This is a genomic window from Nocardioides potassii, from assembly GCF_021648885.1.
Lineage (GTDB): Bacteria > Actinomycetota > Actinomycetes > Propionibacteriales > Nocardioidaceae > Nocardioides > Nocardioides potassii.
The window spans coordinates 139,291-165,412 of sequence record NZ_JAKJHZ010000012.1; the positions used below are offsets into that span (position 1 = coordinate 139,291).

At 72.6% G+C, this 26,122-nt stretch carries 34 protein-coding genes; 19 read left to right on the top strand and 15 right to left on the bottom strand.

Annotated features, from left to right (window positions below):
• Window positions 1–62: 62 nt before the first annotated feature.
• From L2K70_RS20085 to L2K70_RS20100, 4 genes are read left to right on the top strand one after another with little or no spacing between them, the layout of a single operon-like run.
• A complete protein-coding gene (locus L2K70_RS20085; protein WP_236405150.1) occupies window positions 63–1,181 on the top strand; it encodes a fatty acid desaturase family protein in 1,119 nt (372 codons plus the stop codon).
• 21 nt (window positions 1,182–1,202) lie between these two features.
• Window positions 1,203–2,318: a carboxylate-amine ligase gene (locus tag L2K70_RS20090; RefSeq protein WP_236405151.1), complete on the top strand. Its 1,116-nt coding sequence runs from the start codon at window positions 1,203–1,205 to the stop codon at window positions 2,316–2,318.
• Between the two features lie 3 nt (window positions 2,319–2,321).
• On the top strand, window positions 2,322–3,428 hold the full coding sequence (locus L2K70_RS20095; protein ID WP_236405152.1) for an amidohydrolase family protein: 1,107 nt from the start codon (window positions 2,322–2,324) through the stop codon (window positions 3,426–3,428).
• A 45-nt stretch (window positions 3,429–3,473) separates the two neighbouring features.
• Window positions 3,474–4,151: a GAF and ANTAR domain-containing protein gene (locus L2K70_RS20100; RefSeq protein WP_236405153.1), complete on the top strand. Its 678-nt coding sequence runs from the start codon at window positions 3,474–3,476 to the stop codon at window positions 4,149–4,151.
• An 11-nt stretch (window positions 4,152–4,162) separates the two neighbouring features.
• On the opposite strand, the gene L2K70_RS20105 is transcribed toward L2K70_RS20100, so the two are convergent.
• Window positions 4,163–4,378, bottom strand: a complete 216-nt coding sequence (locus L2K70_RS20105; RefSeq protein ID WP_236405154.1) for a hypothetical protein — start codon at window positions 4,376–4,378, stop codon at window positions 4,163–4,165.
• Between the two features lie 153 nt (window positions 4,379–4,531).
• On the opposite strand from L2K70_RS20105, the gene L2K70_RS20110 reads away from it, so the two are divergent.
• Together L2K70_RS20110 and L2K70_RS20115 are read left to right on the top strand one after the other, a co-directional pair.
• Entirely contained in the window at window positions 4,532–5,038 is a 507-nt protein-coding gene (locus tag L2K70_RS20110) for a sigma-70 family RNA polymerase sigma factor (RefSeq protein ID WP_236405155.1), read from the top strand.
• A 4-nt stretch (window positions 5,039–5,042) separates the two neighbouring features.
• The gene (locus tag L2K70_RS20115) at window positions 5,043–5,756 is read left to right on the top strand and encodes a hypothetical protein (protein WP_236405156.1); all 714 of its coding nucleotides are present in this window, start codon (window positions 5,043–5,045) and stop codon (window positions 5,754–5,756) included.
• A 75-nt stretch (window positions 5,757–5,831) separates the two neighbouring features.
• Here the strand turns inward: L2K70_RS20115 and L2K70_RS20120 are convergent, their stop codons facing one another.
• The 5 genes from L2K70_RS20120 to L2K70_RS20140 all read right to left on the bottom strand — a co-directional run bounded on the left by L2K70_RS20120 (window position 5,832) and on the right by L2K70_RS20140 (window position 10,460).
• Complete coding sequence (locus L2K70_RS20120) at window positions 5,832–5,969, bottom strand: hypothetical protein (RefSeq protein ID WP_236405157.1); 138 nt, start codon at window positions 5,967–5,969, stop codon at window positions 5,832–5,834.
• A 7-nt stretch (window positions 5,970–5,976) separates the two neighbouring features.
• Window positions 5,977–8,634, bottom strand: a complete 2,658-nt coding sequence (locus L2K70_RS20125) for an FAD/NAD(P)-binding protein (protein WP_236405159.1) — start codon at window positions 8,632–8,634, stop codon at window positions 5,977–5,979.
• 119 nt (window positions 8,635–8,753) lie between these two features.
• Window positions 8,754–9,374 carry a DUF305 domain-containing protein gene (locus L2K70_RS20130; RefSeq protein ID WP_236405161.1) on the bottom strand — a complete coding sequence of 207 codons (621 nt, stop codon included), beginning with the start codon at window positions 9,372–9,374 and terminating at the stop codon, window positions 8,754–8,756.
• Window positions 9,375–9,443: 69 nt separating this feature from the next.
• The gene (locus L2K70_RS20135; protein ID WP_236405162.1) at window positions 9,444–9,848 is read right to left on the bottom strand and encodes a DUF6153 family protein; all 405 of its coding nucleotides are present in this window, start codon (window positions 9,846–9,848) and stop codon (window positions 9,444–9,446) included.
• Window positions 9,849–9,857: 9 nt separating this feature from the next.
• Window positions 9,858–10,460 (bottom strand): GNAT family N-acetyltransferase, encoded by a 603-nt coding sequence (locus tag L2K70_RS20140; protein WP_236405163.1) that lies wholly within the window; start codon window positions 10,458–10,460, stop codon window positions 9,858–9,860.
• A gap of 31 nt (window positions 10,461–10,491) precedes the next feature.
• On the opposite strand from L2K70_RS20140, the gene L2K70_RS20145 reads away from it, so the two are divergent.
• Window positions 10,492–11,190, top strand: a complete 699-nt coding sequence (locus L2K70_RS20145; protein WP_303645874.1) for an aspartate/glutamate racemase family protein — start codon at window positions 10,492–10,494, stop codon at window positions 11,188–11,190.
• Here L2K70_RS20145 and L2K70_RS20150 read toward each other — a convergent pair.
• The 4 genes from L2K70_RS20150 to L2K70_RS20165 all read right to left on the bottom strand — a co-directional run bounded on the left by L2K70_RS20150 (window position 11,183) and on the right by L2K70_RS20165 (window position 13,153).
• Window positions 11,183–11,377, bottom strand: coding sequence for a hypothetical protein (locus L2K70_RS20150; protein ID WP_236405164.1), 195 nt, complete (start codon window positions 11,375–11,377; stop codon window positions 11,183–11,185). The genes L2K70_RS20145 and L2K70_RS20150 overlap by 8 nt on opposite strands.
• Before the next feature lie 73 nt (window positions 11,378–11,450).
• Window positions 11,451–12,311 (bottom strand): 1-aminocyclopropane-1-carboxylate deaminase, encoded by an 861-nt coding sequence (locus tag L2K70_RS20155; RefSeq protein ID WP_308195859.1) that lies wholly within the window; start codon window positions 12,309–12,311, stop codon window positions 11,451–11,453.
• Window positions 12,312–12,479 carry a hypothetical protein gene (locus tag L2K70_RS20160; RefSeq protein WP_236405165.1) on the bottom strand — a complete coding sequence of 56 codons (168 nt, stop codon included), beginning with the start codon at window positions 12,477–12,479 and terminating at the stop codon, window positions 12,312–12,314.
• Entirely contained in the window at window positions 12,476–13,153 is a 678-nt protein-coding gene (locus L2K70_RS20165; protein ID WP_236405166.1) for a GntR family transcriptional regulator, read from the bottom strand. The genes L2K70_RS20160 and L2K70_RS20165 overlap by 4 nt, the downstream gene beginning before the upstream one ends.
• Window positions 13,154–13,212: 59 nt before the next feature.
• Between L2K70_RS20165 and L2K70_RS20170 the strand changes: the two genes are divergently transcribed.
• From L2K70_RS20170 to L2K70_RS20185, 4 genes are read left to right on the top strand one after another with little or no spacing between them, the layout of a single operon-like run.
• On the top strand, window positions 13,213–13,863 hold the full coding sequence (locus tag L2K70_RS20170; protein WP_236405167.1) for a hypothetical protein: 651 nt from the start codon (window positions 13,213–13,215) through the stop codon (window positions 13,861–13,863).
• A gap of 4 nt (window positions 13,864–13,867) precedes the next feature.
• Window positions 13,868–14,806, top strand: coding sequence for a cation diffusion facilitator family transporter (locus tag L2K70_RS20175; protein ID WP_236405168.1), 939 nt, complete (start codon window positions 13,868–13,870; stop codon window positions 14,804–14,806).
• Window positions 14,807–14,820: 14 nt separating this feature from the next.
• The gene (locus L2K70_RS20180) at window positions 14,821–15,843 is read left to right on the top strand and encodes an LLM class flavin-dependent oxidoreductase (RefSeq protein ID WP_236405169.1); all 1,023 of its coding nucleotides are present in this window, start codon (window positions 14,821–14,823) and stop codon (window positions 15,841–15,843) included.
• A 35-nt stretch (window positions 15,844–15,878) separates the two neighbouring features.
• The gene (locus L2K70_RS20185; RefSeq protein ID WP_236405170.1) at window positions 15,879–16,529 is read left to right on the top strand and encodes an NAD(P)-dependent oxidoreductase; all 651 of its coding nucleotides are present in this window, start codon (window positions 15,879–15,881) and stop codon (window positions 16,527–16,529) included.
• 22 nt (window positions 16,530–16,551) lie between these two features.
• Here the strand turns inward: L2K70_RS20185 and L2K70_RS20190 are convergent, their stop codons facing one another.
• Entirely contained in the window at window positions 16,552–17,538 is a 987-nt protein-coding gene (locus L2K70_RS20190) for an LLM class F420-dependent oxidoreductase (protein ID WP_236405171.1), read from the bottom strand.
• A 66-nt stretch (window positions 17,539–17,604) separates the two neighbouring features.
• Here L2K70_RS20190 and L2K70_RS20195 point away from each other — a divergent pair, with 66 nt between their 5' ends.
• A complete protein-coding gene (locus L2K70_RS20195; protein WP_236405172.1) occupies window positions 17,605–17,826 on the top strand; it encodes a hypothetical protein in 222 nt (73 codons plus the stop codon).
• A 40-nt stretch (window positions 17,827–17,866) separates the two neighbouring features.
• On the top strand, window positions 17,867–18,523 hold the full coding sequence (locus tag L2K70_RS20200; RefSeq protein WP_236405173.1) for an SDR family oxidoreductase: 657 nt from the start codon (window positions 17,867–17,869) through the stop codon (window positions 18,521–18,523).
• Between the two features lie 3 nt (window positions 18,524–18,526).
• Here the strand turns inward: L2K70_RS20200 and L2K70_RS20205 are convergent, their stop codons facing one another.
• From L2K70_RS20205 to paaZ, 3 genes are read right to left on the bottom strand one after another with little or no spacing between them, the layout of a single operon-like run.
• On the bottom strand, window positions 18,527–18,742 hold the full coding sequence (locus tag L2K70_RS20205; RefSeq protein ID WP_236405174.1) for a PLD nuclease N-terminal domain-containing protein: 216 nt from the start codon (window positions 18,740–18,742) through the stop codon (window positions 18,527–18,529).
• Window positions 18,743–18,769: 27 nt separating this feature from the next.
• Window positions 18,770–19,078: a hypothetical protein gene (locus L2K70_RS20210; protein WP_236405175.1), complete on the bottom strand. Its 309-nt coding sequence runs from the start codon at window positions 19,076–19,078 to the stop codon at window positions 18,770–18,772.
• A gap of 16 nt (window positions 19,079–19,094) precedes the next feature.
• On the bottom strand, window positions 19,095–21,137 hold the full coding sequence (paaZ, locus tag L2K70_RS20215) for a phenylacetic acid degradation bifunctional protein PaaZ (protein ID WP_236405176.1): 2,043 nt from the start codon (window positions 21,135–21,137) through the stop codon (window positions 19,095–19,097).
• 121 nt (window positions 21,138–21,258) lie between these two features.
• Between paaZ and paaA the strand changes: the two genes are divergently transcribed.
• The 6 genes from paaA to paaI are packed head-to-tail and all read left to right on the top strand — an operon-like array spanning window position 21,259 to window position 25,506.
• On the top strand, window positions 21,259–22,224 hold the full coding sequence (gene paaA, locus L2K70_RS20220) for a 1,2-phenylacetyl-CoA epoxidase subunit PaaA (RefSeq protein WP_236405177.1): 966 nt from the start codon (window positions 21,259–21,261) through the stop codon (window positions 22,222–22,224).
• The gene (gene paaB, locus L2K70_RS20225; protein WP_443689451.1) at window positions 22,221–22,583 is read left to right on the top strand and encodes a 1,2-phenylacetyl-CoA epoxidase subunit PaaB; all 363 of its coding nucleotides are present in this window, start codon (window positions 22,221–22,223) and stop codon (window positions 22,581–22,583) included. Before paaA ends, paaB begins: the two co-directional genes overlap by 4 nt.
• Window positions 22,583–23,521 carry a 1,2-phenylacetyl-CoA epoxidase subunit PaaC gene (gene paaC, locus L2K70_RS20230; RefSeq protein WP_236405179.1) on the top strand — a complete coding sequence of 313 codons (939 nt, stop codon included), beginning with the start codon at window positions 22,583–22,585 and terminating at the stop codon, window positions 23,519–23,521. Before paaB ends, paaC begins: the two co-directional genes overlap by 1 nt.
• Before the next feature lie 14 nt (window positions 23,522–23,535).
• Complete coding sequence (paaD, locus tag L2K70_RS20235; RefSeq protein WP_236405180.1) at window positions 23,536–24,039, top strand: 1,2-phenylacetyl-CoA epoxidase subunit PaaD; 504 nt, start codon at window positions 23,536–23,538, stop codon at window positions 24,037–24,039.
• Window positions 24,040–24,041: 2 nt separating this feature from the next.
• Window positions 24,042–25,109 carry a 1,2-phenylacetyl-CoA epoxidase subunit PaaE gene (gene paaE / locus L2K70_RS20240; RefSeq protein WP_236405181.1) on the top strand — a complete coding sequence of 356 codons (1,068 nt, stop codon included), beginning with the start codon at window positions 24,042–24,044 and terminating at the stop codon, window positions 25,107–25,109.
• Window positions 25,102–25,506: a hydroxyphenylacetyl-CoA thioesterase PaaI gene (gene paaI, locus L2K70_RS20245; RefSeq protein ID WP_236405182.1), complete on the top strand. Its 405-nt coding sequence runs from the start codon at window positions 25,102–25,104 to the stop codon at window positions 25,504–25,506. The genes paaE and paaI overlap by 8 nt, the downstream gene beginning before the upstream one ends.
• Here the strand turns inward: paaI and L2K70_RS20250 are convergent.
• Entirely contained in the window at window positions 25,503–26,093 is a 591-nt protein-coding gene (locus tag L2K70_RS20250; protein WP_236405183.1) for a TetR/AcrR family transcriptional regulator, read from the bottom strand. The genes paaI and L2K70_RS20250 overlap by 4 nt on opposite strands.
• Window positions 26,094–26,122 lie beyond the last annotated feature (29 nt).

Consider the following 26,122-nt stretch of genomic DNA (forward strand, 5'->3'; position numbering starts at 1 on the left):
GAGGGTTTTTCCCGGCGTCCCGGAGGCGCATGGGACGGCCGTGCGTGGGGAACGGACGCGGGATGGCCGCCTTCCTCCAGCACGTCCCGAGCGCGCTGCGCGAGAGGTCGTACGACGACCTCACCGAGGCCGAGGTCGAGGAGATCGGCCGCACGCTGGACGCCCTCCGCGAGGAGGTCCTCGCCAGCCGCGGCGCCGCTGACGCGGCGTACATCCGCCGCGTGATCGCGGTGCAGCGCTGCCTCGAGGTGGGCGGCCGCCTCGTGCTGCTCGCCAGCCGTCGTCGCACGGCCTGGTGGCTGGGCACGTCGGCGCTCGCGCTGTCCAAAGTCCTCGACAACATGGAGATCGGGCACAACGTCCTGCACGGCCAGTGGGACTGGATGCGCGACCCGCGGATCCACTCCTCGACGTGGGACTGGGACCACGCCTCGGCCCCGGCGCAGTGGAAGCGGGCGCACAACGACCGGCACCACGTGAACACCAACGTCGTGGGCAAGGACAACGACCTCGGCTACGGCATCATGCGCGTCGACGAGGCGCAGGAGTGGCAGCCTCGACACCTCGTCCAGCCCCTGCTCAACCTCGTCAACGCGCTGATCTTCGAGTACGGCATCGCGATGTACGACCTCGACCTCGGCGACACGCTGCGCAACCGTCGGGGGTTCTCCCCGCAGCTCAAGCAGGAGATCCGGACCACCGCGCGACGAGTCGGCCGCAACGCCCTGCGCGACTACGTGCTGCACCCACTGCTGTCCGCGCCGACCCGATCGGCGCGCACGACCCTGACGGCCAACCTCGTCGCCAACGTGGTCCGCAACGTGTGGAGCCACTCGGTCATCATGTGCGGTCACTTCCCCGAGGGCGTGTCGACCTTCGAGGTCGAGGAGCTCGACGAGACCGAGACGCGCGGCCGGTGGTACGTCCGCCAGATGCTCGGCTCGGCCGACGTCTCCGGCCCGTGGATCATGCACGTGCTCTGCGGCAACCTCTCGCACCAGGTCGAGCACCACGTGTTCCCCGACCTGCCGAGCAACCGCTACCGCGAGGTCGCCGGCCCGGTCCGCGCGCTCTTCGAGCGGCACGGCCTGCCCTACAACAACCGGCCGCTCCTGCGACAGGTCGCGAGCGCGTGGCACAAGGTGCTGCGGCTCTCGCTGCCGCCGCGTATGTCGCGCTGAGCCGCGGGGCACCTCTGCCGCATGGGCGACGGGGCGGTCACGGGCACGGTCCCGGACTTCCGTCCCGGGGGCGACTTCACGCTCGGGGTCGAGGACGAGCTGATGCTCGTCGACGACGCGGGCGAGCTGCTGAGCGAGCGGGCCGTGCCGCTGGTGTCCGCGCTCGTGGGGTCCCACGTGGGTCCCGGCCACGTCGTCGGAGAGGTGTATGCCGACCAGGTCGAGGTGACCACCGCGGTGTGCCGCGACGGCGACGAGGTGCTGGCCGCCTTGACGGCCCTGCGCAGCCACGTCACGGCGTCGGCGCGGGTGATGTCCAGCGGCGTCCACCCGACCGCAGCGCTCGGCGCTGCGGTGACGTCGCCGTCCTCGCGCTACGACCGCATCGTCGGTGAGTTCGCCGGCCTGCTGCGCACGCCGACCGCAGCCTTCCAGGTCCACGTCGGGCTCCCCGACGAGCAGTCACTGATGCTGGCGTACCGCGGCCTGCGCCGGCGCCTGCCGCTGCTGCGCGCGATCGCGGCCGCGACGCCGTACTGGCACGGCGTCGACTCCGGGCTCGCCTCCGCCCGGTCGGCCGTCATCCGGTCCTACCCGCGTCATTCGGTTCCGCCACTGCTGCACACCTGGGAGGAGTACGTCGCCCGCGCGGAGGCGCTGCTGGTCGCGGCGGGGGCGCCGGACGACACCTACGTCTGGTGGGACCTGCGACCGCGTCCGCTCATCGGGACGCTGGAGGTGCGGGTGATGGACGCCGTCCCGTCCGTCGAGCTGGCGGCCGGCCTCGCCTCCCTGGTGCAGGGCATCGCGCGTCGCGCCGTCGAGCGGCCCGATGACCGTGACCCCAGCGACGACGTGCTCGGGGTGAACGACGACGCCGCGATCCGCCACGGTCTCGACGCGCGTGTGGTCGACGACGACCAGGTCCGACGGCCCCTCCGTGAGGTGGCTGTCCGCGTGCTGGCCGAGGCACGCGAGACCCTCGACGCGGATGGGCGTGCTGCGCCGCTGCACGCCGTCGAGCGGCGGCTCGCGGCGGACCCCGAGCCGGATCGGCAGCGCCAGCTGGTCGCGAGCGAGGGCATGCCCGCACTCCTGCTCGACCTCGTTGCCCGCACCACCCACCCGGAGGCCTGAACCGTGTACGCCGACCACCTCGTGCAGCCGTGGTACGACCGCCTGCTCGCCGACCTTCCCGCTGGTCCCGTGCTGGACGTGCACACCCACCTGGGCGACAGCGACGCGGTGACTGCGTCCTACGAGGAGCTGGTCTCCGCCCTCGACGCCGCACGCGCACGTTCGTTGGTCTTCCCGCTGTCCGAGCCGGACGGTTCCTACCGCCACGCGAATGCCGCCTGCCTCCAGGCAGCGGAGCGCAGCGAGAGCCGGCTGACCGCGCTCGTGCGGGTCGTGCCCGACGAGGTCGACGACGTCGAGGAGCTGCTGGACCGCGGTGCGCGCGGGCTCAAGCTGCACCTGTCAAGCGACCAGATCGAGCTGTCCGACCCTCGCCTCGAGCCGGCCCTCGCCGTCGCGGACGAGAGACGACTCCCGGTGATCCTGCACGCCGGACCCGAGGTCGGGAGCACCGGCGCGGACGCGCTCGCGACGTGTGAGCGCTGGCCCGGACTCAGCCTGGTCATGGCCCACTGCGGTCTCTCCGACCTCGGCCGCCTGCACCGCCACGTCGGCGAGGTGCCCAACCTCTACTTCGACACCTCGTGGTGGACCCCCGCCCACCTGATGGCCCTCTTCCGGCTCGTCCCGCCGGGTCGGGTCCTGGCGGCCAGCGACCTGCCCTACAGCACCCCGGTGAACCACCTGATGTCCACCGGCCGGTGCGCGCTGCAGGCCGGCCTCAGCCCCGACCAGGTCGCGTCGGTGCTCGGCGGGCAGGCGACCCGGTTGCTCGACGGCGACGAGCCCCTCGACCTCGGACCGCCGCCCGCGGAGGAGGCGCGCGAGGTCTGGCCCTTCCTCGAGGCCGCCTCGACCAACCTCCTCGCCGCACTCGAGGCGATGCAGCGCGGGCTCGAGCCGGAGGTCCCGCTCCAGGTCGCCCGGCACGCCTGCGACGTACCCGGTGACGACCCCGACGCACCGGTGCTCGCCTCGGTGCTGCGCCTGCTCGACCTCTACGAGGAGCACCGCGAGCACCTGCCGCGTCGCAACGGCTTCACGCCCGGGTGGGATCTGCTCTCCGCAGCCGCTGTCGTTGCGCGCACCCCGGCAGCACCACTGCCCTGAGCACATGCGCCACTCGGGGAGGGGTACGGCCTCGGGATGGACGACATGCCCGATCGTGCCCTGACCATGGCGAGCCGGATCGCCGACTCGGTGTCGGGCAAGGACCTCGACGAGACGCTCGCCGGACTGACGCGTGCCGCTGTCGAGATGCTGCCCGGCGTCGACCAGGCGACGATCACGATCCGTCACGAGGACGGAAGGCCCCGGTCGTACGGGCTGACCGCGGACTTCCTCGGGGACCTCGACGACTGGCAGTTCGAGAACGCGGAAGGCCCGTGCTACGACGGCGTGACGGAGAATGCGTTCATCGTGTGCGCCGACCTCCGCCACGACCCGCGCTACCCGACGTACGGCCCCCGTGCGGTGGCAGCCGGCATCCGGTCGCAGGCCGGCGTGCGGTTGTTCGAGTCGCCCCGCACGGTCGGCGGGCTGAACATCTACTCGCGGTCGGTCGGCGCGCTTGCCGACGTCACGTTCCTGGCCGAGCTCTTCGCCGAGCACGCGCGCAGCGCCGTGTCGTACGCCTCCCAGATCGACGGTCTGCGCGACGCGATGAGGCGGCGCCAGCTGATCGGCCAGGCGGTCGGCATCACGATGGAGCGGTTCGGGCTCCCCGACGAGCACGCCTTCGCCTTCCTCACCCGACTGTCGAACCATCGCAACGTCAAGCTGCACGTGATCGCGCAGGAGATCATCGACGACGCCGCGGATCGCCGCGACTGACCCGCCTCGACTCACATCCGGTGGATCGCCCGCGCGACCTGGCGTCGCAGCGTCCGGGGGAACGAGAGTGGCGGGTCGGACGGGTGGCGGGGCCGCGGCACGAGAGGGCCGTCCCGCAGCGCCTGGAGCTCGTCCGGTGTGGGGCGTCGTCCCTGCGTCCGGATGAAGTGATGGGTCAGGCACGTGTCGTCCAGCGGGTCGGATCCGGACTGGTCGTCGATCGGCATCAGTGCGTCCTCGCGGTGTGGAGCACTCCGCGTCCCCTGCTCGAACGACGTGCCTGACGTACCCAGCCGGGCGGTGGTCCATGCTGCCCTCAACGTTTCGGTCGCGTCGCCCGTCAAGTGGGCGTCAGTGTGAAGTGGGAACGGGGGAGACGGGTGGACGACCGGACCAGGACCGAGTTCGCGGACTTCGTGGCGGCGCAGGTGCGCCCGCTGCTGGGCTTCGCGCACGCGCTCACGGCAGATCCGCACGACGCCTGGGACCTCACCCAGGAGACGTTGGCGCGGATGGGCGAACGGTGGGGACGGACGTCGTACGACGCACCGGCCGCGTATGCCCGCACGGTGATGGTCCGGCTCAACATCGACCGTGTACGACGCCTGCGTCGCGAGCTGCTGCGCTCGACGCCCGACCCCGAGGTCGCAGCTCCGGCGGCCGACCTCGACGGGGTGGAGGCGTGGCTGGTGGAGGCACTCGCCACCCTCTCGCCCCGCCAGCGCACTGCACTCGCCCTGCGACACGTCGAGGACCTCGACGTCCGGGGCATCGCCGAGCGGATGGGCTGCTCGGAGGGGACCGTCAAGAGCCAGCTGTCCCGGGGCACCGAGCGCCTGCGCGAGCACGCGCGCGAGCTCGGGATGCTGGCCGCGCGAGAAGGATGACGTGATGACCGAGGAACAGATCAGGGACGGCTACGAGCGGCTCGACTCGAGCGTCCACCCGCCGATGGACGCGGTCCACCGCGTGGAGGAGCGGATGGCCGTACGACGTCGCCGGCGCCGCGCCGGCACCGTGGTGGCCGCGGCGGCCGTGGTGGCCGCGGTCGGGGGCTACGTCGCCGTGTCGTCCGGTGACTCGGACGACGCCCGCGACGGCAGCGTGGTCGCGGTCGAGCCACCGCCGTCCGCGCTCGTGATGACCCGGCCCGACGGGTCGACGTACGAGTTCGAGGACCTGACGATCAGCTGCGACCCGCCGACCGCCTTCGGCAGCCCGCCGGGCGCCGGCGACGGCACGCGCGTCTACCTCTACAGCCCGATCCTCCCGGAGGGGAAGCGGTTGGCGCAGCCGTTCGTCATGGTGGAGGCCGTCCTGGACGGCCTGGACGAAGGGCGCACCCTCGAGCTCCCGCTGTCCGACGGCGGCGGCTCCGAGGAGGGTCCGCCGCTGACGGTGTTCGTCGCCGACACCGAGGGCGCGCCCGACGGGAACGAGGTCGTCAGCTCCGGCTCGAGCACGGGCACGCTGACGATCGCCGAGGCGTCCTGCGACCCGACGCCGGTCCTCGAGCTCGAGGTCGACGCGACCCTCGCGAGCGAGGAGCAGACCGAGGCCGGACAGCCCAAGCAGTCGCTGGTCCTGCAAGGCGCCGTGCGCTGACCCCGCGCCACCGGACAGTCCGGGGGTGGCTGGAGGCGGAACACCCCCGGACTGTTCGGCAACGCGGGCCGCGAGCTAGGCCGAGGACTCCCGCAGGAGCCACCAGGCGGCGAGCCAGGCGGCGGCGCCCGCGACGAGCTCCACGTGCAGCTCGACCATCGCGAGGGCGAACATCGTGGTCACCGCGACGGTGGTGAGGGCGTCCTCGGGCATCGGGTGGTCACAGGTCCGCGGGGACGGGGGCCAGCACGGCAGCGCGGCGGCGGGCGTCGAGTGCCGAGGAGCGGCGGGAGAGCCGCTCGTCGAGCACGGCGGCCGCCTCGGCACCCCGTCCCGCCATCGCGAGCGCGTGGACGAGGGTGTCCTCGACGACCTCGCGCTGTGCCTTGCTGCCGCCGAGCGGTGCCATCCTGGCGACCACCGACGTGAGGGTGGCCGACGCCTCGTCCCACCGCTCCTCGACCACGTCGACGAGCCCGCTGCACAGCGGCGAGACGACGTCACGGAACACGCGGTCCTCGTGGCGAGCCGACTCCGCGGCCAGCCGGACGAGGCCAGCGGCGTCACCGTCGGCCGCGAGCAGGACGGCGCCGTGCATCGCGGCGAACGGGGTCGGGGGAGAGGTGAGCCACTCGACGGGCGCCTGCGCGCGGACCTCGCCGACCGGGAGGTCGTCGGTCCACGCCCCGGTGACGCGTCCGCGCCACAGCAGCGCTCCGCTGTCGACCACGACGCGGCTGCCGCTGACCACGGACGGTGCGAGCTCCCGGGCGTAGCGCCGACGCACGGCCTCCACGTCGTCCTGCATCAGCTCGTGGAGCGCGGCGTGCCAGGAGAAGTGCGAGCGGTGGTTGGCCTCGGGACCCCGCGAGCGGATCCACTCGTCGAGCCAGGCGAGGCCGGCGACGTGGTCGCCGGTCTCGTAGAAGACGTGGGCCCGGGCGTGCACGGCGTGGCCGGAGGCCGGCTCGACCGAGAGGGCGTAGGACGACAGCTCCTCGGCCTCGGCCCAGCGCTCCTGGTCCTGGCGGACGAACGCGAGCTGGCCGGCGTACCACCAGTCGTCGCCGTAGGACCGGCCGAGCGACTCCACGAGCTCCGCGGTCTGGGTGCCGCTGGTGAGCCCTCCGAACGCGACGGTCGGTACGGCGACGCTGACGGCGAGCGCGTCGCGCGGGAAGAGCCGCACGTGGCGCAGCAGGGCCGCGGCTCCGGTGGCCTCGTCGGTGCGGAGCCGGGTGGTGACCGCGTCGAGGAACGAGCTCTCGCGGTCGTCCAGGTGGCGCCCCGCGGCGGCTCGGTGGGCGGCGCGCAGCGAGGCCTGCCAGTGGTTGTTCGTGCCCCACTCGTGCCCCAGCAGGGCGAGCGCGGCGTGCGCCTGCACGAAGCCCTCGTCCTCGGCGACGGCGGCCGCGAGACCGTCCTCGACGCCGTCCTGCAGCCGCAGCAGCCGGCCGAGCGCGGCGTTGTAGCGCTCGGCGGCGCCGGCGCTGGTGGACAACGTGAGGCCGTAGGGGTCGACCGGCCGGCCACGGGACTCACCGTGCATCGACCGGCTGACGACGCGGGCGACGTCGTAGGCCTGCTCGCGGATCTCGGGCATCGCGGTGGACTCCCACAGGTTGCCGCGGCGCAGCGAGCCGACGGCGAGGAAGGGGAGGTGGTCGGGCAGCGTGCCGAGGATGCGGCCGTCGTCGGCGGTGTCGATGCCCAGGCCGGCCGGGCCGGGCCGCACGAGCCCGGTCTGGGCGAGACGGGTCAGCAGGGGGTCGGCGGCGATGGAGCCGACCGGGCCGGTGCAGTTGACGACGGCGGCGACGCGCAGCTCGGTGCCGTCGTCGAGGGTGACGTGCAGCGCCTGGGCGCCCGCGCGGACGGCGGCGATGGTGCCGCGGTGACGCTCGAGCCGTCCGGCGTTCGCGATGGCGTCGAAGCGGCGGGCGGTCGCGGGCGCCATGCGGTGGCGGTGGACGTCCCAGGAGCGGGCGTCGTCGGCGATGAAGCGGCGCTTGTCGGCGTCGGAGAGCCCTCGCCACAGCTGGGCCGTCACGGGCCGGAGGCCGTCGATGGCGGCGCGCCAGTCACCGGTCGCCTCGACCGTTGTGTCGACGTGGGCGGCGATCGTCGAGCGCAGCGCGTCGAGCCCCTGGGTGCGCGTGATCCCGGGCGGCGGCGGCACCGGGGGAGTCGTGGGCAGGACGTGCGGGTGCGGTACGGCGTCGGTGCGTGAGACGACGTGGACGGTCCGGTCGGGCCGGTCGGCGCTGATCGCGAGGTCGACCATCGTCAGGCCGGAGCCGAGCATCAGCACGTCGCCCACCTCGGGGATCGGCTGCGTCCACGGGTCGGCGACGAGCCGCGGGTCGTCGGCCAGCTCGGGCGGCGCCCAGCCGGTGCCGGGTCGGCTGCTGGTCGCCAGGACGACGGCGCGCGCCTCGATGCGATCGCCGTCGGAGAGCTCGACGACGAACCCGTCGCCCGATCCGGCGACGTCGACGACCTCGGCGCGACGCCGTACGAGCCGCGCGTTGCCGGGGAACTCGGTCGCCGCGGTCAGCAGGCTCTCGACGTAGCGGCCGAAGACGGCGCGCGGCGCGAAGTCGTGCGGCTGGAAGGTCGGGTCGTGGTGGTTGCGCAGCCAGCGCAGGAAGTGCTCGGGGTCGCGCGGGAAGGCGCTCATGCCCGACGCAGGGACGTTGAGGAGGTGGCGGTCGTCGGTCGTGGAGTAGGCCTGGCCGCGCCCGGTGGTGGGCGCGGGGTCGACCAGCTCGACGCGGAAGCGCGAGGAGAGCGCGGTCACCAGGTGCGTCGCGACCAGCGTGCCGCCGGCGCCGGCGCCGACCACGACCACCCGACAGTCGCCCTCGTTCGTCCCCATCGCGATCGCTCCCCTCATAGTCCACTGAATTACTTGACTAAAGGTAGCAACCGTACGACCAGGGAGCGAACCGGACCGCGGCGTGGCGCGGCGCCGATGTGACGGCGCCGCACCGTCGCTCACTCGCCGAGCATGTCCTCCATGGCGGCGATCTCCTCTGCCTGGCCGGACTCGATGGACTCCGCCAGCTCGACGGCGTCCTCGAAGGTGCCGTCCCGCTGCTCGACCTGCGCCATCTCGATCGCGCCCTCGTGGTGCGCGATCATCATCCGCAGCCACGTCTGCTCGAAGGCCGCACCATCGGCGTCCTCGAGCGCGGCCATGTCGTCGGGATCCATCCCCGTCCCGTCGTCCATGCCCCCCATGTCGTGGCTGTTCACGTGGTCCCGCGAGGTCTCCGGGACCTCCTCTCCCCACGCGCTGAGCCAGTCGGCCATGGTCTCGATCTCGGGCGCCTGCGTGGCGAGGACCTCCTCGGCCAGCGCCGCGAAGTCGGGGGAGAGGTCGCGCCCCTGCGTCATGTCGACCATGACCAGGGCGTCGGCGTGGTGCGGGATCATCTCGGTCGCGAACTCGACGTCCGCGTCGTTGTGGACGTCGCCGTTGGCCGCGGTCCGCTCGGCGGCGGGGGCGCCCTCCGAGCTGCGGTCGTCAGTGCCGCAGGCGGAGAGGCCGGTGGCGACGGCGAGCGCGAACGTCAGCGCGAGCGCGCGCGAGTATCGGGTGGTGCGTGCGGACATGGGTGTCTCCTGTTGGTGTCCGTGGTGGTGGGTGGTCGCGAGCCTGCGCGGAGGCAGGCCGGACCCTCCTCAGCAGCGCAGGACGGACAGGGCGTGCAGGTCGGGCGGTGCGTGCAGGCGTACGACGACCGGTGCCGCGGGCACGGCCACTGCCGGTGGCAGGACCGCGAGCAGGCCCGAGCGCGGGCGGACCGCGCGCAGCAGCAGCACGGCAGCCGTGGCCAGGACGACCAGGCACAGCGAGAGGACAGCGCCGTCGTCGCCCGACTGGCTGTGCGTCGCGGAGCCGGTCAGCGACGTCGCGCTGCTCATGGCGTGGTCCGCCTGGTCAGCGAGGGTGGCGGTGTGCGCAGGACCGGCGTCGGTCACCGCGACGACCGCCGGGGCCGACCCGTGCGACGAGGTGTGCGTGGCGAGACCGTGCATGGCGAGGATCGCCAGGGCTGCAGCCATCGCCCACCACGTGCGGTTCACGTCGCCAGCCTAGGTCGCCCGCCTCATCACCACACGGGGGAACCCGGCGGACGTCGCCCCGGTGGGCGAAGCCAGCGCGAAGCCCGCCTTCTCGAAGAGCGCGCGGGTTCCGACGTAGGCCATGGTGAGGTCGACCTTCTCGCCCCGGTTGTCGACCGGGTAGCCCTCGACCACCGGAGCCCCGCGCTGGGCGGCGTACGCCACCGCACCCGCGAGCAGCACGTGCGAGATGCCGCGGCCGCGGTGGCCGGGCCGGACCCGGATGCACCAGACCGACCACGCGTCCTGGTCGTCGACGTGCGGGATCTTCGTGGAGCGCGCGAACGGCAGCTCTGCGCGGCGGGCGACCGCCGCCCAGCCCACGACCTCGTCGCCGTCGTAGGCCAGCACGCCGGGCTTGGTGCGCCTGCGGGTGAGCGCCTCGACGAAGTCCGCGCGCTCCTGGCCTGCGAGCGTTCGGTTGTCCGTGGCCGGGATCCGGTGGCTGAGGCACCAGCACACGCTCGAGGTGGGGTTCTTGGGTCCGACCATCGTCCGGACGTCGGCGAAGCGGGCGTGTGTCGCCGGGTGGACGACCAGCCCGTCGGCGCGGGCGAGGGGAGTCGCGGCCATGGCCTCAACCTAGTTGTGTTCAATGACAGCCATGGGTGAGCTGCGTCGGATCGGTCTGCTGGGCGGGATGAGCTGGGAGAGCAGTGCGCTCTACTACCGCCTCGTCAACGAGCAGGTCCGCGACCGGCTCGGCGGCTTCCACTCGGCGCGTCTGGTCATGGCGTCGGTCGACTTCGCCGAGGTCGAGGCGATGCAGGCCGCCGGCGACTGGGAGCGGGCCGGCGCGCTGCTCGCAGCGGAGGCGCGCGGGCTCGAGGCCGCGGGCGCCGAGTGCGTCGTGCTGTGCACGAACACGATGCACAAGGTCGCGGACGCGATCGAGGCCGCCGTCGACATCCCGCTGCTCCACCTCGCCGACGTGACCGCCGACGCGGTCCGGGCCGCCGGGCTCGACCGGGTCGCGCTGCTCGGCACCCGCTTCACGATGGAGCAGCCCTTCTACGCCGACCGCCTGCGGTCCCACGGCATCGACGTCCTCGTGCCGGAGGGTGACGACCTCGCCCTCGTGCACGACGTCATCTACGGCGAGCTCGTGCTCGGCGTCGTCCGCGACGAGTCACGTGCGGCGTACGGCGACGTGGTGCGGCGACTCGTCGAGCGGGGTGCCCAGGGGGTGGTGCTCGGCTGCACCGAGATCGAGCTGCTGATCGGTCCCGGCGACGTCGAGGTCCCGGTCTTCGCGACCACCGCGCTGCACGCCACGGCCGCTGTCGACTTCGCGCTCAGCTGAGCCGCACGACCCGGTCCAGCCAGGCGTCGAGCCCGGCGAGCTGCTCGGGCTGCCGGAACAGCGGTGGCCTGCCGGGCGGCGGCAGGTGGCCGACCGCGTCCATCACCAGCCAGTACGGGTGCATCGGCTCCGGCGCGTGGCCGGCGTACGCGTCGAGGAAGGCCGCTGCCGGTGACGTTAGCGCCACACCTGTCCGAGAGGTGGCCCTCGATCCGGCCGCGCCGGGGCCACGTCGCGGACACGTGTGGAGTCGGACGACCTCAGCCCTGCGCGGGCCAGAGCGAGTGGTACGCGTTGATCGCCGGCTGCCCGCCGAGGTGGGCGTAGAGCACGTGGGAGTCGCGGGGGATCTCGCCGTCCTTCACCAGGTCGATGAGCCCGGCGAGCGACTTCCCCTCGTAGACGGGGTCGGTGATCATCGCCTCGAGGTGCGCGCCCAGGGCCATCGCCTCCATCGTCGAGTCGACCGGCAGCCCGTAGAGCTCGCCGGCCCAGCCCTCCAGGACCGTGATCTCGTCGTCGCGCAGGTCGCGGCCGAGCTCGATCAGCTCGGCGGTGTGCCGGGCGATCCGGGCGACCTGGTCGGTCGTCTTCTCGAGGGTGGCGCTGGCGTCGATGCCGAGGACGCGACGTCGTACGCCGGTGAGGTCCTCCAGCGCCGCGAAGCCGACGATCATGCCGGCGTGCGTCGAGCCGGTCACCGTGCACACGACGATCGTGTCGAAGGTGATGCCGAGCGCCTTCTCCTGCTCGGCGACCTCGAAGGCCCAGTTGGCGAAGCCGAGGCCGCCGAGGCGGTGCTCGCTCGCGCCCGCCGGGATGGCGTACGGCGTCCCGCCGGCCTCCTCGACCTCGCGGAGCGCGTCCTTCCACGAGTCGCGGATGCCGATGTCGAAGCCGGCCGGGTCCAGGCGCGAGTCGGCGCCCATCATCCGGCTGAGGAGGATGTTGCCGACCTGGGTGTTGGTCGGGTCGTCCCACGGCACCCACCTCTCCTGCACGAGGCGGCACCTCAGGCCGAGGTGCGCGGCGACGGCGGCCACCTGCCGGGTGTGGTTGGACTGGTAGCCGCCGATGGAGACGAGCGTGTCGGCACCGCTGGCCAGGACGTCGGGGACGATTTACTCGAGCTTGCGGACCTTGTTGCCGCCGTAGGCCAGCCCGCTGCTCACGTCCTCTCGCTTGGCCCAGACCTGAGCCCCGCCGAGGTGCTGGGTCAGCCGCTTCAGGTGCTGGACGGGGGAGGGGCCGAAGGTGAGCGGGTAGCGCTCGAACTGCTCGAGGATCACGGGGTCTCCTGGTGCTCGGTCTGGTCGGGGATCAGGGCGGCGAGGTTCTGCCAGGTGGTGAAGGCGACCTCGGCCGCCGCGTCCACGTCGCCGGACTCGCACGCGGCGACGAGCCGGTGGTGCAGGTGGACGGAGTCGGTCGCGGCGAGCGAGGCGAAGCGCAGCCGCTCGAGGCGACGCACCACGGGGCCGAACTGGTCCAGGACCGTCGCGACCGCGCGGTTGCCGCTGACCTCGACGGCCACGGCGTGGAAGTCGTCGTCCGCCGCGAGCGCGGCGTCCGTGTCGTGGGCGTCGACCGCTGCCGCGAAGCGCGCGTTGGCCGTACGCATCCGCTCGACATCGGCGGTGGTGAGGCGGGCGACCGCCTCGGTCACCGCGAGGCGGTGCATGCTCGCCACGACCGCCTGCGCCTCGCGGACCTCGGCGACGTCGATGTCGGCGACCACGGTGGACCGGCCGGGAGCGGCACGGACCAGCCCCGTCGCACCGAGCCGGAGCAGCGCCTCACGCACGGGCGTACGGCTGACGCCCAGCCAGCTCGCGAGCTCGGTGTCGCGCACGACCTCCCCGGGCGCGAGGGTGCCGTCGACGATCGCGTCGCGGAGCCGGTCGTGGACCGAGTCGCGGAGGAGCTCCGTGCGCAATGGGGCGGGGGAGGACGGGACCGGCACGCAATATATTGGATATCAGGACCCGGGGATCCGTCAACCGCTGAGGGGTACTGCGGCCCGTGCCCGCTCCCTACCGTCGTGCCTTCGAGCTGCTCGCCCGCACCCGCTCCGCGCCCGCCTTCCACCCTGACGGCGCGCTCTACGAGGGGCTCGCCGTTGTCCGGGGACCGGGTCCGTTGCCGGAGGGCGACGTGGCGTGCCTGGTCCGGTTGTCCAAGGGCATCGGCACGCCGCGTGGCGCGCCCGACCTGCTGGGTGTCGCGATCCGCCTGCTGCACGACCCGCCGATCGACGTGCTGTGCACGTCGGCGCCCGGCGACGGATCCGGGTGGCGCCGGTTCGTGCTGCGCCCAGCCCGACGGTGGGGCGGGATCACCGCGACCTCGCTGATGCAGTGGTCCCGGGCGGGGAGGCGGATGAGCGTCCTCGTCGAGATGCCGCGCGGGCTCGGGTCGCCCGAGCCCGACGTCCTGGTGGACCGGCTGCCGACCACGCTGGCCCTGCGGGTCGTCGACCGCGACGGGCACGTGCAGGCCGGCACGATCGAGGTGCTGCGTCGCTCCCAGCTCGAGCGACCGGCCTTCGACCCGGTGCTGTACCCGCCGCCGTCGTGGCGGCTGGCGCCCCGGTGGCTGTCGGCGCTCCGAGAGCGCGCCTACGTCGGCAGCCGGGACGGGCAGCGCGGTCGTCCGTCGGATCGGGCAGTCTGAGCACATGCTCACCGTCGTCATCGCGCTGTCCGCCAACACCGCACTGGCTGTCCTCAAGACCATCGTCGCGATGCTGACCGGATCGGCCTCGATGGTCGCGGAGGCCGCGCACTCGTGGGCCGACGCCGGCAACGAGGTCTTCCTCCTCGTCGCCGAGCGCCGTGCGGAGAAGCCGGCCGACGCCACGCACCCGCTCGGCTTCGGCCGCGAGGCCTACGTCTGGTCGATGATCGCCGCCTTCGGGCTGTTCGGCGTGGGGGCGGCCGTCTCGGTGTGGCACGGCATCTCCTCGCTGACCGCCGAGGAGGCGGAGGCCGACTACCTCTGGGCCTACCTCGTCCTCGGCGCGGCCTTCGTGCTCGAGGGCATCTCCTTCTTCCAGGCCCGCCGCGAGGTGCGCAAGGGCGCCCGCAAGGCCGACGTGAGCCGGGCGAAGTTCCTCGACCGGACGTCCAACCCGACGCTGCGAGCCGTGTTCTTCGAGGACGCCGCCGCGCTGCTCGGCATCATCATCGCGGTGACCGGACTGGCGCTGCACCAGGTCACGCACCAGCCGGTGTGGGACGCGATCGGCTCGATCCTCGTCGGCCTGCTGCTCGGCTTCGTCGCGCTCTACCTGCTGCGGCGCAACATGGAGTTCCTCGTCGGCCAGGTCGCGGACCCGGCCGCCTACGAGACCGTGCTCGGCTGGCTGCGCGAGCGCCCCGAGGTCGAGTCGGTCAACACCCTGCACCTGGAGTACGTCGGCCCCGGCAAGGTGTTCCTCGTCGGGTCGGTCGACCTCGTGGGCGACGACCCGGAGAGCGAGGCGGCCGAGGAGCTGCAGCGCCTTGAGGACCACCTCGAGCAGCGCCACGACATCGCCCGCGCGGTCCTGTCGCTGGCGGCCCCCGGCCGGCCGCCGTACATCACCGGGGGAGCGGGGAACAATCCCGGTAGTTGAGCGTTGAACCAGTCATGAAGAAGATCGGGTTCCTGAACTTCGGCCACTGGACCGACTCCCCGCAGTCCGCGGTCCGGTCCGCGTCCGACACCCTGCTGCAGTCGATCGACCTCGCGGTCGCCGCCGAGGAGCTCGGCGCCGACGGCGCCTACTTCCGCGTGCACCACTTCGCGCGCCAGCTCGCCTCGCCGTTCCCGTTGCTTGCCGCGGTCGGCGCGCGCACCAGCCGCATCGAGATCGGCACCGGCGTGATCGACATGCGCTACGAGAACCCGCTCTACATGGCCGAGGACGCCGGCTCCGCCGACCTCATCTCCGGCGGCAGGCTCCAGCTCGGCATCAGCCGGGGATCACCGGAGCAGGTCATCGACGGCTGGCGCTACTTCGGCTACGCACCCGCCGAGGGTGAGGACCAGGCCGACATGGCGCGCCGCCACACGGAGGTGTTCCTGCAGGTCCTCGAGGGCCAGGGCTTCGCCGAGCCCAACCCGCGTCCGATGTTCCCCAACCCGCCGGGGCTGCTGCGCGTCGAGCCGCACTCGCCGGACCTGCGCAACCGCATCTGGTGGGGCGCCGCCTCGGACGCGACCGCACGCTGGACCGCCGAGAAGGGCATGAACCTGATGTCGTCGACCCTCAAGGCCGACGAGACGGGCGAGCCCTTCCACGTCCAGCAGCGCAAGCAGATCGAGGTGTTCCGCGACGCCTGGCGCGAGGCCGGTCACGACGGTGAGCCTCGCGTCTCGGTCAGCCGCTCGATCATGCCGATCACGACCGACCTCGACCGGATGTACTTCGGCCGCGAGGGCGCCAGCACCGACCAGTTCGGCCAGATCGAGGCCAACCTGCGCGCGGTCTTCGGCAGGACGTACGCCGCCGAGCCTGACGTGCTCGTCAAGGAGCTCGCCGACGACGAGGCCGTCGCGGCCGCCGACACCCTGCTCCTCACGGTGCCCAACCAGCTCGGCGTGGACTACAACGCCCACCTGCTCGAGACGGTGCTCACCCAGGTCGCCCCCGACCTCGGCTGGCGCTGAACCCCACCCCTCCACACCGACAGAAGGACCCATCCATGGCACGGATCGCAGTACTCGGCGGAAGCGGCTACGCAGGAGCGGCGGTGGTCGCGGAAGCGGCTCGTCGCGGCCACGACGTGACGGCAGTGAGCCGTACGTCCCCCGGCTCACCGGTCGACGGCGTGACCTACGTCGAGGGCTCGGTCCTCGACGCCGACGTGCTCGACCGGGTCGTCGGGGACGCGGACGTCGTCGTCAGCGCACTCTCCCCGCGCGAGGACATGGCCGGCAAGGTCGAGGGCGTCGTCGAGGACCTCATCGGCCGCCTCGCCGGTACGTCGACCCGGCTGGGCTACGTCGGCGGCGCCTCGTCGCTGCTCACCGAGGAGGGTGGGCCGACCCTCTGGGACGTGAGCAAGGAGCACGTGCCGGACGAGGTGCGGCCCGAGATCGAGACCGGCCTCGCCACCTACGCGATGCTCCAGGACAGCCCGGAGTCGCTGGACTGGTTCTACGTCAGCCCGCCGCAGGACTTCGGCTCGTGGCTCGGCACCCCCTCGAAGGGCACCTACACGCTGGGGGGCGACGTCCTGCTGCGTGACGCCGACGGCGCGTCGACCATCTCGGCCGACGACCTGGCGATCGCGATCGTCGACGAGGTCGAGTCGGGCGCGCACCGGCGGGGCCGGTTCACCGCGATCGCCTGACCCGGGTCCGTAGGTCAGTCGCTCAGGGGGCGGCCGAGCGCAGCTTCTCCAGCAGCGGCTCGGCCGCCTCGCTGATGAAGCGGTCCTGGCCCTCGTCGCCGACCTGCACCAGCGCGACGTCGGTGAAGCCGGCCTCCCAGTAGGCCGAGACCGCCTCGACGATCTTGTCGAGGTCTGGTCCGCACGGGATGGACTCGGCCACGTCCTCCGGGCGGACGAACTGCGTCGCGCCGGAGAAGCCGGCCGGGGTGGGCAGGTCGGCGTTCACCTTCCAGCCGCCGGCGAACCAGCGGAACTGCTCGTGCGCCCGCTGGACGGCGGTGTCCTCGTCGGGGTCCCAGCAGATCGGGATCTGGCCGATCGCCCTCGCGTCGTCACCGATCCGCGGAGCGTCGGCGACGGCGTTCCAGCTCTCGATGAGCTCGGCCTTGGGCTCGACGCCGATGAGGTGGTCGCCGAGCGGGGCGAACGTCTCGATGCCACGATCGCCGGCGACGGCGAGCCCGATCTGGACGCGCTCGTCGGGCAGGTCCCAGATGCGGGCCGAGTCGACCTGGAAGAAGTCGCCGCGGTAGTCCACGAGGTCGCCGGTGAAGAGCTCGCGGATGATCTCGACCGCCTCGAACAGCATGTCCTGGCGCTCGGCGACGGCCGGCCAGCCCTCTCCGACGACGTGCTCGTTGAGGTTCTCGCCGCTGCCGAGGCCGAGGGTGAACCGGCCCTCGGCCAGGATCTGCAGGGTCGCGGCCTTCTGGGCCACGACGGCCGGGTGGTAGCGCAGGGTCGGACAGGTCACGTAGGTCATCAGGCCCACGCTCTCGGTCGCCTGCGCGACCGCGCCGAGGACGGTCCACGCGTAGGGGGCGTGCCCCTGCTCGGTGAGCCAGGGGGAGAAGTGGTCGCTCGACACCTCGAAGTCGAAGCCGGCCCGCTCCGCGGCGACGGCGTAGCGCACCAGCTCCCGCGGGCCGCTCTGCTCGGTCATCAACGTGTACCCGAATCGCGTCATGGCTCGACGGTAGCCAGCACCCGGGCGGGGCAGCCCACCCCTTCGGACCAGTGCTTGGCTGGTGGCATGGACGACACACAGGCCAGCGACCCCAACACCGAGAAGACCGACCGGGACGGCAAGGAGGGCCAGGTCTCCGAGACCGCCTCGGAGTTCGGCGAGGAGATCAGCTCGGGCGACTCGGTCGCCGGGCAGCCCGACCCGCACCCCGGTGAGGTGGACGAGGGTGCCCAGGGCCCCAACGCGATCCCCGACGACCCGACCGGTGAGCACCCGCACAAGCCCTGACGCGGCCCTGATGCGGCCCTGATGCGGTAGGACTGGTGCCATGAGCAGACCGGTCATCGTCGTCGTGGGTGCAGGACCCGGCGTGAGCGGGTCGGTGGCCCGCCGCTTCGCCGACGAGGGGTACGACGTCGCGCTGCTGGGCGCTGACCAGCAGGTCCTCGACGACCTCGTGCCCGACCTGGAGGCGCGGGGCGCCACGGTCGGCCACACGGTCGCCGACGTGACGGACGAGCAGGCCGCGCGGGACGCCGTACGGCGTTTCGGCGAGCACACCGGCCACATCGACGTCCTGCACTTCAACCCCAGCGCCTACCGCGAGAAGGACCCGCTCACCCTCAGCGTCCCCGAGCTGCTGGAGGACGTCGCGCTCGGTGTCGGTGCGCTGCTGACGGTCGCGCAGGCGGCTCGGCCCCACATGTCGGCCGGCGGCCGCATCAGCGTCACCGGCAGCATGGCGGCGGACGAGCCCTGGGAGGGCGCGGCCTCGCTCGGCGTGCAGAAGGCGGGTGTCCGCAACCTCGTGCACAGCCTCGACAAGGCACTGAGGGGAGACGGCATCCGCGCGGTGTCGGTCACCGTTCGCGGCACGCTGTCGCGCGAGGGCGCGTTCACCCCCGATCGCGTCGCGGACGCGCTCTGGGACGCGGTCACCACCGACGAGTCGCAGTGGCGCACCGAGGTGCCGTACCCCGGCTGAGCCTCAGCGCTTGCGGCCCCACACCAGGTAGGCGATCGGGCCGAGCGGCTGGACCGACAGGACGGGTCCCCAGAGGAGCTTCGGTCCGCGGACCAGCTCCTTCGGCCGGTCCTTGAGGTCGCGGGCGCACCACGTGGTCAGCGCCATCTCCGCGACGCCGACGGCGACGACGATCCTCTTCTGCGTGGGGCTCATGTCCGACCAGCTCTTCTTCGCCATGGCCGCACCGTAGCGGGCCGGTCCCCGTCAGGCGCCGTCGAGGCCGTTGAGCAGGAACCAGAAGACCACCAGCCCGACGAACAGGCCGAGCAGTCCCCACCAGATCCCGGTGACGGCCCGCCGCCCGGTGCTCGCCCCCTCCCGCGCCAGCCCCGGAAGGGCGGTGGCCAGCGCCGCGCCGACCGCGGCCATCGCGAGCAGTGCGACCGGGATGATCCAGTTCTCGGCGTTCCCGCCGTCGCCGGTGTCGGCGAAGTACGCCACGACCGGCAGCACCACCATGCCGAGGACGATCAGGACGGCGATGCCGACGACGCGCTGGGCTGACCTGGTCATGGCGAGAAGGTAGTGGTCAGGACTCCCCTCTGTCCTCCTTCGCCACCAGCGTCAGGACGTCGTAGGTCGCCACGGGCTCGCCGTCGCCGTTGACGACCAGGGCGTCCCAGCGGACCTCGCCGTAGTCGGCGGTGGCGCGGGGCGTCATCTGCTTGACGGTCAGCGTGACCTGGATCGAGTCGCCGGCCTTGACGGGGGTGAGGAAGCGCAGGTTGTCGACGCCGAAGTTGGCGAGGACCGGCCCCGGGGCGGGGTCGACGAAGAGCCCGGCCGCCATCGAGACGATGAGGTAGCCGTGGGCGACGATCCCGCCGAAGAGCGGGTTCTGCGCCGCTGCGTCGGGGTCGGTGTGCGCGTAGAAGGTGTCGCCGGTGAACTCCGAGAAGTGGTCGATGTCGTCGCGCGAGATCACCCGCGGCTCGGACACGATCGTGTCGCCGACCTCGAGCGTCGCGAGCGAGTGGCGGAACGGGTGCTCCGGCGTCACGGTCCGCCAGGAACCGCGGGTCCAGCGGCCGGTGATGGCGGTGAGCATGTCGGGGGAGGCCTGGATCGCGGTGCGCTGCATGTGGTGCAGCACGCCGCGCACGCCGCCGAGCTCCTCGCCGCCGCCGGCGCGCCCGGGGCCGCCGTGGACCAGCATCGGCAGGGGAGAGCCGTGGCCGGTGGACTCCGGGGCGTCGTCGCGGTCGAGGACCAGGATCCGGCCGTGCCACGGCGCGAGGCCGAGGACCACGGTCCGTGCGACGGCCGGGTCGTGGGTCACGACCGAGCCGACGAGGGAGCCCCTGCCGCGCGCGGCCAGGGTGACGGCCTCGTCGAGGGAGTCGTACGACATCACGGTCGACACCGGGCCGAAGGGCTCGACGTCGTGCGGCTCCACCGCGCCGGTGCGGGCCCTGAGCAGGACCGGCGACATGAAGGCGCCGCGCTCGCCGTCGCCGGCGAACCCGGTCGTCGCGATCGGGTCGCCGTGGACCACGTCGGCGGACGAGCGGAGCGCCTCGACGGCCTTGCGCACCTCCTCGCGCTGGCCGAGGGAGGCGAGCGGGCCCATCCGGACGGACTCGTCGCCGGGGTGGCCGACCGTGATCGTCGCAAGCCTGGCGCTGATCGCCTCGGTCATCTCGTCGGCCACCGCGGAGGGCACGATCACACGGCGGATCGCCGTGCACTTCTGGCCCGCCTTGGCGGTCATCTCGGTGACGACGCCCTTCACGAAGAGGTCCCACTCGGGGTCGCTCGACGTCACGTCAGGGCCGAGGACCGAGCAGTTGAGGGAGTCGGCCTCGACCTGCAGCGTCACGCCGCCGTGCAGGACGGACGGGTGCTGGCGGAGGATCCCGGCGGTGTGCGCCGAGCCGGTGAAGGCGACCGAGTCCTGGACGCCGAGGTGGTCGAGCAGGTCGCCGGCCGAGCCGGACAGCAGCTGGAGCGAGCCCTCGGGCAGGATCCCCGACTCGATGATCCGGCGCACGACGAGCTCGGTGAGGTACGCCGTCTGGCTGGCGGGCTTGACGATCGACGGCAGGCCGGCGACGAAGGCCGGCGCGAGCTTCTCGAGCATGCCCCAGACGGGGAAGTTGAAGGCGTTGATCTGCACGGCGACCCCGGGTCGCGACGTGTAGACGTGCTGCCCCAGGAAGACACCGGTGCGACCGAGCTGCTCGAGGTCGCCGTCGCAGACGACGATGTCGTTGGGCAGCTCGCGCCGCGCCTTGGACGAGTAGCTGAAGACCGTGCCGAAGCCGCCGTCGATGTCGATCCACGAGTCGCGCCGCGTGGCCCCCGTCGAGAGCGAGACCTCGTAGAGCTCGTCCTTGAGCCCGGTGAGGTGCGTGGCCACCTCCTTGAGCAGCAGCGCCCGTTCGTGGAACGTCCGCTCCCGGATCGCGGGACCGCCGACCGTGCGGGCGTGGTGGGTCATCTCGCCGAGGTCGAGGCCCGCGCTGGAGATGCGCGCGACCTCCTCACCCGTCGCGGCGTCGAGCAGCGGGTCGCCCTCCGCCGAGGCGGCGTACCAGCGGCCGGCGGCGTAGCTCTCGAGCAGTCGGCTCACGGGGTTCCTCCAGGTCGGGGCAGTGCCGGACCGGTGTCGCGGTCGCGGATTGCGTGGCAGGGTGACTGGTGACACACTAATACCAGACCGATCGGTCAGTAAATCCCATGGTGGAGGTGGCATGACGCTCGCTGAGGCCCCGTCCGAGACCCCGTCCGAGCAGGCGCTCGAGGCGCACTTCGAGGCGACGATCGCGCGCAACGACCGGATCGAGCCGCGCGACTGGATGCCGGAGGGCTACCGCAGGACGCTCGTGCGCCAGATCGCGCAGCACGCGCACAGCGAGATCATCGGCATGCAGCCCGAGGGCAACTGGATCACCCGTGCCCCGAGCCTGCGCCGCAAGGCGATCCTGCTCGCCAAGGTCCAGGACGAGGCCGGCCACGGGCTCTACCTCTACTCCGCGGCCGAGACCCTCGGCGTCTCCCGGACGGAGCTCATCGAGCTGCTGATCTCGGGACGGCAGAAGTACTCCTCGATCTTCAACTACCCGACCCTCTCGTACGCCGACGTCGGCACGATCGGCTGGCTCGTCGACGGCGCCGCGATCTGCAACCAGGTGCCGCTGTGCCGCACCTCCTACGGCCCCTACGGCCGCGCGATGATCCGCGTCTGCAAGGAGGAGTCCTTCCACCAGCGGCAGGGCTACGAGCTGCTGATGACGATGATGCGCGGCACCGACGAGCAGCGCGCGATGGTGCAGGAGTCGGTCGACCGCTTCTGGTGGCCGGCGCTGATGATGTTCGGCCCGCCCGACGCGGACTCGCCCAACACCGCCCAGTCGATGGCATGGGGGATCAAGCGCAACACCAATGACGAGCTGCGCCAGAAGTTCGTCGACATGTCGGTCCCGCAGGCCGAGGCGCTCGGCGTGACGCTGCCCGACCCCGAGCTCCGGTGGAACGAGGAGCGCGGCCAGCACGACTTCGGCCAGCCCGACTGGGAGGAGTTCATGCAGGGCGTGAAGGGCAACGGCCCCTGCAACGCCCAGCGCATGGCCCACCGTCGTCGCGCCCACGAGGACGGCGCCTGGGTGCGCGAGGCTGCGACGGCCTACGCCGCGAAGCAGCGAGGGGCGAGCGCATGAGCAACCTCTCCGCCGAGGGCGGGCACGGCGCCGTACCGCTGGAGGGCGTGCCGACAGGTGAGGGCGTCCCGGCGCCCGAGCCCGAGTGGCCGCTCTACGAGGTGTTCGTCCGCGGCAAGCGCGGGCTCAACCACGTCCACGTCGGCTCGCTGCACGCCGCCGACGACCGGATGGCGCTGCTGCACGCCCGCGACGTCTACACCCGCCGCAACGAGGGCGTCAGCATCTGGGTCGTCCGTGCCGACGCGATCACCGCGTCGAGCCCCGACGAGAAGGACCCGATGTTCGCGCCGAGCGGCGACAAGGTCTACCGCCACCCGACCTTCTACGACATCCCCGACAACGTCCCCCACATGTAATGACTGAGCACATCCACACCTCGCCCGAGGACGAGCACGAGAGCGCCTACAGCGGCCTGCTCGTCAACGACGCCCACTGGGCGTTCGGCACCGACTTCGAGGACCCGCTGGCGGGCGTCGACACGACGATCCCGGACGGCGTCGACGCGGCGACGCTGGCGACGTACGCCCTGATGCTGGGCGACGACTCGCTCGTGATGTCGCACCGGATCTCGGAGTGGACGAGCAACGCGCCCGACCTCGAGGACGACATCGCGCTGTCCAACATCGCGCTGGACCTGCTCGGCCAGGCGCGGCTGCTGCTGGCGCGCGCGGCCAAGGCCGACGAGTCGATCGTCCCGCGGCTGCCGGAGGGCTCGCCCGCCCCGCCCGAGGACGCGCTCGCGTTCTTCCGCGAGGCCCACCAGCTCCGCAACGTCCGCCTCGCCGAGCTGGTCAACGGCGACTTCGCCGAGGCGACCGTGCGGGTGCTGCTGTTCTCGGTCTGGCGTCTCGCGTTGTTCGAGCGGCTGCGCGAGAGCCGCGACCACGTGCTCGCCGCGGTCGCCGCGAAGGGCGTCAAGGAGCTGGCCTACCACCGCGACTACGCCGCACGCTGGTTCGTCACCCTTGCCCACGGGACCGACGAGTCCCGCCGCCGCCTGCTGACGGCGTACGACGCCCTCTGGCCGCTGTGGCCCGAGCTGTTCGACACCCACCCGGTCGAGGCGGCCGCCGCCGAGGCGGGCGTCGGGGTCGACCCGGCGACCGTCCGCGAGGCGGCCGAGGGCGTGCTCGACCAGGTCCTCGCCGCGGCCGACATCGAGCGGTCCGAGGCGCCCCGGCGCTCGGGCGTGCTCGGGAGGACCGGCCGTGACGGGATGCACGGCGAGCCGTTGAGCAGGATGCTCGCAGAGATGCAGTCCGTCGCGCGGGCGCACCCGATGGGCCAGTGGTGATGGGGATGAGGCTGATGAGTCGGAAGGCCGAGCGGGCGCGCCGGGTGGCCGAGCGGGTCACCGACCCCGAGCTGCCGATGCTCTCGCTCGCCGACCTGGGCGTGCTGCGCGACGTCGACGTGGTGGGTGACTCGCACGTCGTCGTCGACATCACCCCGACCTACTCCGGCTGTCCCGCGATGGCGGCCATGCGCGACGACCTCGTGCGCGAGCTCACCGGAGCCGGGTTCGACACGGTCGAGGTGCGGGTGAGCCTGCACCCCGCGTGGACCACCGACTGGATCACCCCGGCCGGCCGCGCCGCGCTCGCCGCAGCGGGCATCTCGCCGCCCGGGCCGGCGCCGTCCACCAGCGGCCCGATCCCGCTGTCGCTCCTGCCGACCGCCCGCCAGGTGCGTTGCCCGCAGTGCGGCTCGCCCGCCACCGAGCTCGTCTCGGAGTTCGGCTCGACCGCGTGCAAGGCGCAGTACCGCTGCACCGCCTGCCTCGAGCCGTTCGACCACGTCAAGGAGATCTGAGCGTGGCACCCCGTCAAGGTCAGGCCTTCCACCAGCTGACGGTCCGCGACGTCGAGCCGCTGACGGACGACTCGGCGGCGGTCACCTTCGACGTGCCCGACGACCTGCGCGAGCTCTTCGCCTTCGAGCCGGGGGAGGCGCTCACGCTCCGCCGCGTCGTCGACGGTGTCGAGCACCGCCGCACCTACTCCATCTGCGCGCCCGCCGGCGCCGCCCCGCGCATCGGCGTGCGCGAGATCCCCGACGGGATGTTCTCGTCGTGGCTCATCCACCAGGTCCGGCCGGGGGAGACCGTCGAGGTGGCCGAGCCGTCGGGCAGCTTCCGCGCCGACCCGGCGAGCCCCGGGCGTCACCTCTGCATCGCGGCGGGCTCGGGCATCACCCCGATGCTGTCCATCGCCGCATCCGTCCTGGCCAACCCGGCGAGCTCGGTGACGATGCTCTACGGCAACCGCGAGACGACGTCGGTGATGTTCGCCGAGGAGCTCAGCGACCTCAAGAACCTCCACGGCTCGCGCTTCGACCTCGTCCACGTGCTCTCGCGCGAGCCCCGCGACGTCGAGCTCTTCTCGGGTCGCCTCGACGCCGACCGGCTGCGCCGGCTGCTGCCGGTCAAGGTGGCCCTCGGCTCGATCGACCACGTCTGGTTGTGCGGCCCGCTCGGCCTCGTCCAGGACGCGCGTACGGTGCTGGAGGAGCTGGGCGTGCCGAAGGAGAAGGTCCACTTCGAGCTGTTCTTCGTCGACGAGCCGCCGCCGACGCTGCGCCACGCCGACCGCGTGGTCGAGGGCGTGACCAGCGAGGTGACCGTCGTCCTCGACGGCCGTACGACGACCACGCCGATGGCGCGCGACGCGACGGTGCTCGACTCCGCCCAGGCCGTGCGCAGCGACCTGCCGTTCGCCTGCAAGGGCGGCGTGTGCGGCACCTGCCGGGCGAAGGTCGTCGACGGCGACGTCGAGATGGTGCGCAACTACGCCCTCGAGCCCGCCGAGGTAGAGCAGCAGTTCGTGCTGACCTGCCAGACCTACCCGGTCAGCGACGCGGTGACCGTCGACTTCGATGCCTGACGCCGCGCGTGAGATGTGGGCCGCCGACACGGCCAGCGCGGCCCTGGGCATCGAGCTGGTCGACATCGGCCCGGGCGCCGCACGGGTGTCGATGCTCGTGCGCCCCGACATGGTCAACGGCCACGACCTCTGCCACGGCGGGCTGATCGCGACCCTCGCCGACTCGGCGTTCGCGCTCGCGTGCAACTCCCACGGTCCCGTCACCGTGGCCGCCGGCTTCAGCATCGACTTCCTGGCTCCCGGTCGGCTCGGCCAGGTGCTCCATGCCGACGCGCGGAAGGTGTCGCTGCGTGGCCGCTCCGGCGTGTACGACGTCACGGTGCGCGCCGACGACCCCGACACCGGTGAGGTGATCGCGGAGTTCCGCGGCCGGAGCCGGGTGCTGCCGTCGCGCTAGCGACGGGCGAGACCGTCGAACGCAAGGGTGGTCACGGCGTCGGCGACCGCTTGGACGTCGGGGTCGCTGCGCAGCCACTCGGTCATCGAGTTGACCATCCCGAAGAGGAGGCGGCTGGTGAGCAGCGGCTCGAGGTCGCCGCGGATCGCGCCGTCCTCGGCCGCCTCGCGCACCATCTCCGCCAGTCGGTGGTCGATCTCGCGGCGCCGCTGCAGGGCGGCCTGCTCGGTGGGCGTGTTGCCGCGCACCCGCAGGAGCAGGGTGACCGCCGGGAGGTGGTCGACCAGGACGACGACGCTGCCGCGTACAGCCGCACGCAGGCGCTCGCCCGCGTCCAGCCCGGTCGTCGCCCCCACCTCGTCCAAGGAGGCGGTGAGGGCGTCGAGGGCCTCGTCCACCGCGCTCTCGAGCAGGTGCTCCTTGCTCGGCACGTGGTGGTAGATCGCCGACTTGGTGAGCCCGAGCTCGCGGGCCAGGTCACCCATGCTCGTGGCGTCGTAGCCTTGCCGGTTGAAGAGCTCGACGGCGACCCGGAGGACCGACTGCTGGTCGTGGCCCGGCCGGCCGCGCCGCGCGCGCTCTGACATGGATGAACGTTCTCACGACAGCCGCTCGC